General features: G+C 68.6%; 7 protein-coding genes. All 7 read left to right on the forward strand.

Annotated features, from left to right (window positions below):
• The first annotated feature begins 54 nt into the window (after positions 1 to 54).
• Positions 55 to 1,386 carry an FAD-dependent oxidoreductase gene (locus tag ABJK26_RS01380; protein WP_347240404.1) on the forward strand — a complete coding sequence of 444 codons (1,332 nt, stop codon included), beginning with the start codon at positions 55 to 57 and terminating at the stop codon, positions 1,384 to 1,386.
• A gap of 105 nt (positions 1,387 to 1,491) precedes the next feature.
• Positions 1,492 to 2,808 (forward strand): isocitrate lyase, encoded by a 1,317-nt coding sequence (gene aceA / locus ABJK26_RS01385; RefSeq protein ID WP_347240406.1) that lies wholly within the window; start codon positions 1,492 to 1,494, stop codon positions 2,806 to 2,808.
• Between the two features lie 115 nt (positions 2,809 to 2,923).
• Positions 2,924 to 5,686, forward strand: a complete 2,763-nt coding sequence (locus ABJK26_RS01390; RefSeq protein WP_347240407.1) for a hypothetical protein — start codon at positions 2,924 to 2,926, stop codon at positions 5,684 to 5,686.
• A gap of 85 nt (positions 5,687 to 5,771) precedes the next feature.
• Entirely contained in the window at positions 5,772 to 6,524 is a 753-nt protein-coding gene (gene sufC, locus ABJK26_RS01395; protein ID WP_347240409.1) for a Fe-S cluster assembly ATPase SufC, read from the forward strand.
• Positions 6,521 to 7,927 carry a Fe-S cluster assembly protein SufB gene (gene sufB / locus ABJK26_RS01400; protein WP_347240411.1) on the forward strand — a complete coding sequence of 469 codons (1,407 nt, stop codon included), beginning with the start codon at positions 6,521 to 6,523 and terminating at the stop codon, positions 7,925 to 7,927. The genes sufC and sufB overlap by 4 nt, the downstream gene beginning before the upstream one ends.
• A 59-nt stretch (positions 7,928 to 7,986) precedes the next feature.
• Positions 7,987 to 9,282 carry a Fe-S cluster assembly protein SufD gene (sufD, locus tag ABJK26_RS01405; RefSeq protein ID WP_347240413.1) on the forward strand — a complete coding sequence of 432 codons (1,296 nt, stop codon included), beginning with the start codon at positions 7,987 to 7,989 and terminating at the stop codon, positions 9,280 to 9,282.
• A gap of 28 nt (positions 9,283 to 9,310) precedes the next feature.
• Positions 9,311 to 9,613 carry a Rieske 2Fe-2S domain-containing protein gene (locus ABJK26_RS01410; protein WP_347240414.1) on the forward strand — a complete coding sequence of 101 codons (303 nt, stop codon included), beginning with the start codon at positions 9,311 to 9,313 and terminating at the stop codon, positions 9,611 to 9,613.
• The last annotated feature ends 108 nt before the right edge of the window (positions 9,614 to 9,721 follow it).

A 9,721-nucleotide genomic window follows, 5' to 3' on the forward strand; every position in this document is an offset into this window, starting at 1 on the left:
TAGAATACCACGTAAGGACATCTGACCCCCGGCCCTTGTGGCACAATACCCCCCATGGGCAAGCGGATGGTGGTCGTGGGCGGGGTGGCGGGCGGGACCTCCGCCGCCGCCAAGGCCAAAAGGGAAAACCCCGAGCTGGAGGTGGTGGTCTACGAGAAGTCGGGGTGGGTCTCCTACGGGGCCTGCGGCCTGCCCTACGTGCTTTCCGGGGAGATCCCCCGGCTGGAAAAGCTGGTGGCCCGCACCCCCGAGGAGTTCCGGAAGCAGGGGGTCCTGGTCCACACCCGCCATGAGGTGGTGGACGTGGACTACGAGCTTCGCACCTTGACGGTGCACGACCACGCCGAGGGAAGGACCTTCCAGGACCGGTTTGACCACCTGGTCCTGGCCACAGGGGCAAGGCCCACCGTTCCCCCCATCCCCGGCACGGAGCAGGAAGGGGTCTACGCCTTAAGGAGCATGGAGGATGGGGCGAGGCTTCTTAAGGCCCTTCCCCAGGCCAGGCGGGCCGCCATCCTGGGGGCGGGGTACATCGGCCTCGAGGCCGCCGAGGCCTTCCGCAAGCGGGGCCTGGAGGTGACCCTTCTGGAGGCCAAGGACCGCCCCCTCCCCCACGCTGACCCCGAGGTGGGGGCCCTCCTCAAGGAGGAGCTGGAGCGGCACGGGGTGGAGGTCTGGACCGGGGTCAAGGTAAAGGCCCTGAGGGGCCAGGGCCGGGTGGAGGCGGTGGAGACCTCGGAAGGGGTGGTGCCCGCCGACTTGGTCCTCCTCGCCACGGGGATCCGGCCCAACACCGAGCTCGCCCGGGCCATGGGGGTGGCCCTCGGACCCACGGGGGCCATCGCCACCGACGAAAGGATGCGCACCAACCTGGAAGGGGTCTACGCCGCCGGGGACGTGGCGGAAAGCTTCCACCAGGTCCTGAAGCGCCCCTACTGGCTCCCCTTGGGGGACGTGGCCAACAAGCACGGCCGCACCGCGGGAAGCGTCATCGCCGGCAAGGAGGCCCGCTTTCAGGGGGTGGCGGGCACCGCCATCTTCAAGGCCTTCGGCCTGGCCGTGGCCACCACGGGGCTTTCCCTGGAAGGGGCCCTCAAGGAGGGGTTCCGGGCCAAGAAGGTCTTCATCCAGAGCCGGGACGGGGCCCACTACTACCCGGGAAGCCAGCCCCTCTGGGTGGAACTGGTCTTTGAGGAAGGGACGGGGAGGCTCCTGGGAGGTGCGGTGGTGGCCCTTGGGCACGGGGCCCTCCGCATAGACGCCCTGGCCGCCCTCCTCCACCGGGAAGGGACCGTGGAGGACCTCTTGGCCCTGGACCTGGCCTACGCCCCGCCCTTTAGCCCCGTCTGGGACCCCCTCCTCATCGCCGCCCAGCAGGTCCGCTAAGGTGTAGTCCAAGGTCGGGTACACCCGCTCGGGGTGTGAAGCCCGCGGGCTTACACCTTACACCGAGGTTTTCCCCGCCTCCAGACTGAGGGTCGGAGGTGGTCCATGGAACCCTTAAGCATGCTCAGCCCGGAGATGCGGCAGGAGGCCGAAGCCCTTCGCCAGGAGTGGGAGCAAAACCCCCGCTGGAAGGGCGTCCGGCGGGACTACCGGCCCGAGGACGTGGTGCGGCTCCGCCCGAGCGTGATGGTGGAGCACACCCTGGCCAAGCGAGGGGCGGAAAAGCTCTGGCGGCTCCTCCACGAGAGGCCCTACATCCACACCTTCGGGGCCTACACCGGGGCCATGGCGGTGCAGATGGTGCGGGCCGGCCTCGAGGCCATCTACCTCTCCGGCTGGCAGGTGGCCGCCGACGCCAACCTGGCCTGGCAAACCTACCCCGACCAGTCCCTCTACCCTTATAACTCCGTGCCCCAGATCGTGAAGCGCATCAATAACGCCCTCATGCGGGCCGACCAGGTTGAGCGCGCCGAGGGCAAGGTGAGCCGGGACTGGTACGTGCCCATCGTGGCCGACGCCGAGGCGGGCTTCGGGGGGGCCTTGAACGTCTTTGAGCTCACCAAGGCCATGATTGAGGCGGGGGCCGCCGGGATCCACTACGAGGACCAGCTGGCCAGCGAGAAGAAGTGCGGCCACCTGGGGGGCAAGGTCCTGGTGCCCATATCCCAGCACATCCGCACCCTGCAGGCGGCGAGACTCGCGGCGGACGTGATGGGCGTGCCCACGGCGATCATCGCCCGCACCGACGCCGAGGCCGCCACCCTCATCACCAGCGACATTGACGAGCGCGACCGGCCCTTCATCGTCCCCGGGGAGCGCACCCCCGAGGGCTTCTACCGCTTCAAGAACGGGATTGAGGCCGGCATCGCCCGGGCCCTGGCCTACGCGCCCTACGCCGACATCCTCTGGATGGAGACCTCCAAGCCCGATCTGGAGGAGGCCCGGAGGTTCGCCGAGGCGGTGAAGAAGGAGTTCCCCGACAAGCTCCTCGCCTACAACCTCTCCCCCTCCTTCAACTGGAAGAAGTTCCTGGACGACGAGACCATCGCCAAGTTCAACCGGGAGCTGGGGGAGATGGGGTACAAGTTCCAGTTCATCACCCTGGCGGGCTGGCACACCCTCAACTACTACACCTGGGAGCTGGCCAAGGGGTACAAGGCCCGGGGCATGCCCGCCTTCGTGGAGCTCCAGCAGAAGGAGTTCCTGGCCCAGGCCCAGGGCTTCACCGCCGTCAAGCACCAGCGGGAGGTGGGGGCGGGCTACTTCGACGAGGTGGTCCTGGCCCTGACCCAGGGGGAGGCCTCCACCCTGGCCCTCAAGGGCTCCACCGAGGAGGCCCAGTTCAACGAGCCCGTTCACTAAAGACCTTTCTCCCGGGCCGCCCCCCGAAGGGGCGGCCCTTGCCCTTGCGAAGAAGTACCCCATCCTTGAAGCCTTGTTGCCAATCGGCACACCGCTCGGCTAAAGTGTAGATACCATGCGCGAAGCTTCTACACCCTGGCTTCGCTACCTGGAAGCCCTCCGTCCCCACCTCCAAGGCCAGGACCACCGGGGGAAAAGGGGGTCCTTGCGCTGGCTCGAGGCCCTCATGGCCGAACGGGGAGGCCGGGCGGGGACGGTACGCAACATCCTCTACAAGGACCTGGGAAGCCCCGAGGAGAAGGAGCGGCTTTACGGGCTCATCGCCGACCTGTACCGGGAAGCGGGCCTGGAGCCCCCGCCCCCGCCGGCGGAGCTCTTCCTGGAAAGCGCCCGCAAGGTGCTGGGCCGGGACAAGCGCCGCATTTTCCGCCGCTTCCTCAAGGAGCTGGAAACGGGGGGAAGGCCCCAGATGGTGGTGGTGGGGGGGCCGGCCACGGGCAAGGGGGTGCTCCTCTCCGCCCTGGCCCGGGCCCTTTCCGCCCTCCCCCACCAGGAGCCCCACCTCCTCAACCTGGGAGGGGAGGTGGCCCAGGCCCTGGTGCCCCTGGCGGAGGCCCTGGGGGTGGGGGAGGAGGTGCGGGGGCTTTTGGCCCAGCTCTCCCCCACCCAGCCCTACGCCCTTCAGGGCGCCCTGCAACAGGAAGTCCTCACCCTCCTGGCCCAGGCGCTGAACGGGGAAGGCCGGCCCCTCCTTCTCCGGGCCGAGGCGGAGGGCACCCTGGAGGGCCTGCCCCTTAGGGGCCCAGAGGGGAGCCAGAAGGGGCTTGCCGCCTGGCTGGAGCCCTTCCTCCGGAGGCTCAAGGTGCCCTACCTGGCCGCCCTCTCGGAGGCCCCGCCTACCCTTCCCTACCAGCCCCTCTCCCCGCCCAGCCGGGAGGAGGCCCGGCGCTTCGTGCGGGAGAGGCTTCCCCACCTTCCCCCGGAGCGCCTCGAGGCCCTGGTGAACCAGGCGGGGCGCAACTTCGGGGAGCTTTCCCGCCTGGTGCTCCTGGAGGCCGCCAAGCACGACCCCAGGACCCTCATCCACGACGACCCCGCCCTCAAGCCCCTCCTCCAGATCCTGGCCGCCTTCAGCCCCGAGGCGGACCCCGCCTTCCCCCTCGCCCTTCTGGAAAGGGCCTTGGGCAAACCCCTGGAAAGGCTCTCCCAGGCCGAACGGGCCCTTTTGGACTGGGTGGGGGAAGGCCTGGTGCGCCCCGCTCTGAGGAGCCTCCTCCCCGAGGAGGCCCCCAGGGAGCTCCACCGCCTGGCCCTGGAGCACTTTCCCCGGGAGAACACCTTCCGCAAGCTCTACCACGCCCGGAAGGCCGGAGAGCGGGGGGTCCTTCTGGATCTTATCCAGGAAGACCCCGCCCGGCTCGCCCTCCTCCCCGGGCTTTGGGAGGAGGCCCAGGCCTGGCCGCGGGAGGACCTGGAGGCCTTGGCGGGGGTGGTGGTGCGCTACCGGGCGGTCCTCGGCCAGTACGCCCACCCCGAGGCGGAGGCCGCCCTAAAGGTGCTTTCGGAATCCCAAAACCCCTCCTTGCGCACCTGGGCCCGGATCAAGGCCGCCGAGGCCAAGGCGGACGCCGCCCTTTACAAGGAGGCGGAAGGCCTCCTCCCTCCCAAGGAGGACCTCCCCCTCCTGGACGAGACCGCCCAGGCGGAAGGCCTCCTGGTGATGGCGGCGGTGGAGCGGTGGAAGGGGGACTACGAGAGGGCCGCCCGTTTCGTGGCCGAGGCCGAGGCGCTCCCCGTGGCCCCCTTCCTCCGGGATCGGGTGCAACTCTGGCGGGGCCTGGTGGCCAAGGACCTGGGGCGCTACGGCGAGGCCCTGGAGGCCCTGGCCCAGGTGGGGCACGACGCCCTTCTCCTGGGCCGGGCCCGCTACCAGATGGGGGACCTCCTCATGCGGCTAGGCCGCCTCGAGGCCAAGGCCCGGATGGAGGAGGGCCTCAAGGCCCTGGAGGAGGCCGGGGCCCCCAAGGACGAGGTGGCCCGGGTGCGGGCCCGCTACGCCACCCTCCTCAGGCGCCTGGGCCTTTACGAGAAGGCGGAGGAGGCCATCCAAAAAGCCCTGAGGGAGGCGGAAGACCCCTTCACGAAGGCCCGGGTGCGAAGCGAGGCCGGCATCCTCGAGGCCGCCCGGGGCCGGCCCTTTGAGGCCCTCGCCTACCTGGTGCCCGCCGAGGCCTACTTCCGCACCACCCCCGAGCGCCCCAAGGAGGCCCGCTACCGCCACCTGCGCACCCTCTTCCGCCTGGGGGCGGCCTACCTCCTCCTGGAGGCGGGGCAGCCCTACCGCCCTCCCTTTCTGGGAGGCCTTTCCGCTCACCAGGCCCAGCGCTTATTGGACAGCCTCCTGGGCGAGATCCCGGAGGAGCCCACCGACCGCTACACCGCCCTCAGGCTGGACACCGCAAGCCTCCTCGCCCTCCTCCTCCCCCCCGCCGAGGGCAAGGCCCTCCTCAAGCCCTTCCTGAATCTGGAAAACCCCTACCTAAGGGCCCAGGCCCGCCTGGGCTACGCCGAGGCCCTGGTCCGGGAGGGAAGCCTGGGGGAGGCCCTGGCCCAGATCGTAGCCCTTCCGGCCCCGGAGGACCCCGGGCTCCTGGCCCAGGCCCGGGCGGTGGAGGTCCTGGCCCTTTGGGGCCTGGGGGAACGGGAGGCGGCCTGGCAGAAGCTCCTCGAGGCGCGGCAAGGCCCTCTCCCCCAAGCCTTCCGCCTCCAGCTCGGCCGCGCCCTGGGCCGCTTCTGCCCGGAGCTCGGGGAAAGGCTCCCCCCCACCCCCCTGGCCCTGCCCGAGGCCCTGGGCTTCCACCTGGCAAATCCCGACTAAATCACTATACTTTGGGAGGGAAAGGCGGTATACTCTTACTGCGAACGGGTCGCAGTAAGGGTCCGGCCCGACCTCAGGAGGAAAGATGAACCAGCTAGAAATCCGCGACCTCTGGGCTTCCATTGACGGGGAAACCATCCTCAAGGGCGTGAACCTCGTGGTCCCCAAGGGGGAGGTCCACGCCCTCATGGGCCCCAACGGGGCCGGGAAGAGCACCCTGGGCAAGATCCTGGCCGGGGACCCCGAGTACCAGGTGGAGCGGGGGGAGGTCCTCCTGGACGGGGAGAACATCCTGGAGCTCTCCCCCGACGAGAGGGCCAGGAAGGGGCTCTTCCTCGCCTTCCAGTACCCCGTGGAGGTGCCCGGGGTGACCATCGCCAACTTCCTTCGCCTCGCCCTCCAGGCCAAGCTCGGCCGGGAGGTGGGGGTGGCGGAGTTCTGGACCAAGGTGAAAAAGGCCTTGGAGCTTCTGGACTGGGACGAGAGCTACCTCTCCCGCTACCTTAACGAGGGCTTCTCCGGCGGGGAGAAGAAGCGGAACGAGATCCTGCAGCTTTTGGTCCTCGAGCCCAGCTACGCCGTCTTGGACGAGACCGACTCGGGCCTGGACATTGACGCCCTCAAGGTGGTGGCCCGTGGCGTGAACGCCATGCGGGGACCCAACTTCGGCGCCCTGGTCATCACCCACTACCAGCGCATCCTCAACTACATCCAGCCCGACAGGGTCCACGTGCTGATGGACGGCCGGGTGGTGGCCACGGGAGGCCCCGAGCTCGCCCTGGAGCTGGAGGCCAAGGGGTACGAGTGGCTTAAGGAGAGGGTAAAGGAGGGCGCATGAACGAAACCGACCTGAAGACCCTAGGGGAGGAGTACAAGTACCACTTCATAGACGAGGTCAAGCCCGTTTTCGTGGCCGAGCGGGGCCTCACCCGGAGGGTCATTGAGGCCATCAGCTACCACAAGGGGGAGCCCGAGTGGATGCTGAAGTTCCGCCTGCGGGCCTTTGAGATCTTCCAGAAGAAGCCCATGCCCACCTGGGGCCCCGACCTCTCGGGCCTGGACCTGGACGACCTCGTCTACTACGTGAAGCCCGCCGAGGTGCGGGACGCCAAGAGCTGGGAGGAGATCCCCGAGGAGATCCGGAAGACCTACGAGCGCCTGGGCATCCCCGAGGCGGAGCGCAAGGTGCTCGCCGGGGTGGGGGCCCAGTACGACTCGGAGATGGTCTACCACCGGGTCAAGGAGGAGCTTGAGCGCCAGGGGGTCATCTTCGTGGCCATTGAGGAGGGGATGAAGAAGTACGAGGACCTCTTCAAGGAGCACTTCGCCAAGGTCGTCCCCCCCGAGGACAACAAGTTCGCCGCCCTGAACTCCGCCGCCTGGTCCGGGGGCTCCTTCGTCTACATCCCCCCCGGGGTCAAGGTGGAGCTCCCCCTGCAGGCCTACTTCCGGGTGAACACCCCCGAGTTCGGCCAGTTTGAGCGCACCCTCATCATCGTGGACGAGGGGGCGGAGGTGCACTACATCGAGGGGTGCACCGCCCCCATGTACTCCACGGAAAGCCTCCACACCGGGGTCATTGAGATCGTGGTGAAGCGGGGGGCCCGGAGCCGCTACACCACCATCCAGAACTGGTCCACCAACATGTACAACCTGGTGACCCAGCGGGCCCTGGTCTACGGGGAGGCCTTCCACGAGTGGGTGGACGGCAACCTGGGCTCCAAGGTCACCATGAAGTACCCCTCCAGCTACCTCCTGGAGCCGGGGGCGAGGAGCGAGATCCTGTCCATCGCCTTCGCCAAGACGGGCCAGCACCAGGACACGGGCGGCAAGCTCATCCTGGCCGCCCCCCACACCTCGGGGACCATCGTTTCCAAGAGCATCTCCAAGGGGGAGGGCCGGGCGAGCTACCGCGGCCTGGTGAAGGTGATGGAGGGGGCCCGGCACGCCAAGGTCAACGTGGAGTGCGACGCCCTCCTCATTGACCCCGAAAGCCGCACCGACACCTACCCCTACATTGAGATCGAGGAGGAGACCGCCCACGTGGGCCACGAGGCCACGGTCTCCAAGATCAACGACGAGCAGATCTTCTACCTCCAGTCCCGTGGCCTAAAGGAGGACGAGGCCGCGGCCCTCATCGTGCGCGGCTTCATTGAGCCCATCGCCAAGGAGCTTCCCTTGGAGTACGCCGTGGAGCTCAACCGCCTCATTGAGCTGGAGATGGAGGGCTCCGTAGGCTAAGAGGCCTGGCAGAGGGGGCGAGGCTTTGGGCCTCCCCCCTCCCCGCGCAAGGAGGCAGGATGCAGGTACTGGACAAGGCGCAAGTGGAGGCCCTCTCCCAGGCCCTGGGCGAGCCCGCCTGGGTGCGGGAAAGGAGGCTAAAGGCCCTCGAGGCCTTCGCCCGCCTCCCCTACCCCAGCAAGAAGGACGAGAACTGGCGGTACACCGACCTCTCCGAGGCCCCCCTGGAGCTACCGCCCGAGGCCCCCAAGGGGCTAAGGCTTTCCCGGGACGAGCTCCCCGAGCCCGTGAAGCGCCGCCTGGAGCGGACGGACGTCTCGGCCTTCCTGGTCTTCGTGGGGCCGGACCTCGCCTACGCCGAGGTGCCGGAGGAGCTTAGGAAGCAAGGCCTCGTCCTCACCTCCCTGGCCGAGGCCCTGAAGACCCACCCGGAAAAGGTGGAGGCCGCCCTCTTCCAGGCGGTCCACACCGAGGACAAGTTCGCCGCCAAGAACAGTGCCTTCTTCACCCACGGGGCCTTTCTTTACGTGCCCCAAGGGCTAGAGGTGGAAAAGCCCCTCGGGGTCTTCAAGGTGCTCCTGGAGGGCGAAAAGGCCTCGGCGGGCCGCACCCTCCTCTTCCTGGAGGACAACGCCAAGGCCGCCTACATTGAGGAGTACCTCTCCTTGGACCTCCCCCCCACCCTCCACCTCTCGGCCACGGAGATGGTCCTAAGGCCCGGGGCCCGCCTGCGCCACGCCCACGTCCAGACCTTCGGCGAGGGGGTGTGGCACTTCCACCGGCAAAGGGCCCTTTTGGAGCGGGATTCAGGCCTCAACGACCTGGTGGTGAACCTCGGCGGGGCCTACGCCCGGAGCGAGGTGGCCTCGGAGCTTTTGGGCCCGGGGGCGGAGAGCGAAATGCTCGGCCTCTACTTCGGCCACGGGCGCCAGCAGTTTGACCACTACACCCTGCAGCACCACGTGGCGCACCACACCCGAAGCGACCTCCTCTACAAAGGGGCGGTGAAGGACGAGGCCCGGGCGGTCTTCTCCGGCCTCATCCGGCTGGAAAAGGGCGCCCAGAAGACGGACGCCTACCAGGCGAACCGGAACCTCCTCCTTTCCCCCACGGCCCGGGTGGACTCCATCCCCCAGCTGGAGATCGGGGCCAACGACGTGCGGTGCACCCACGGCTCCACCACCGCCCCCGTGGACGAGATGCAGCTTTTTTACCTCCAGTCCCGGGGCCTGCCCCGAAGCCTCGCCCAGGAGCTCCTGGTCAAGGCCCACCTGGCGGACGTCCTCACCCGCATCCCCTTGCAGGCGCTAAGGGCCCACATTGAGGCCATCATTGAGGAGAAGGTGCGCATCTAAGCCCCTGACCAAGGTGGAGGCAGCGAGCATGTGGACTCCTGTGGCCAAGCTCGGCGAGTTCCGGGAAGGCCGCCTGGTGGTGAAGCGGCCCGAGCATAGGAAACCCATCCTCCTCCTCTACACGGGGGAGGAGGTCTTCGCCCTCGAGGACGTCTGCACCCACGACGACGGCCCCCTCCACGAGGGGGAGGTGGAGGACGGGGCCATCGTCTGCCCCCGGCACGGGGCCCGGTTTGACCTGAGGACGGGGCGGCAGACCCTCCCGGCCCCAAAGCCCGTGAAGGTCTTCCCCGCCCGGCTGGAGGGGGAGACCGTCCTCCTGGACCTCTAGGGCCCGGCCGCGACCCGCCCCGGGGGCTTCCCGGGGCGGTGTTCCTTGACAGGGGGTGGAGATAAGGGCTAGAGGCTGTCGTAAAAGCTCTCCACGGCCAGCTACGCG

Source organism: Thermus sp. (genome assembly GCF_039793865.1).
Taxonomy (GTDB): Bacteria; Deinococcota; Deinococci; order Deinococcales; family Thermaceae; genus Thermus.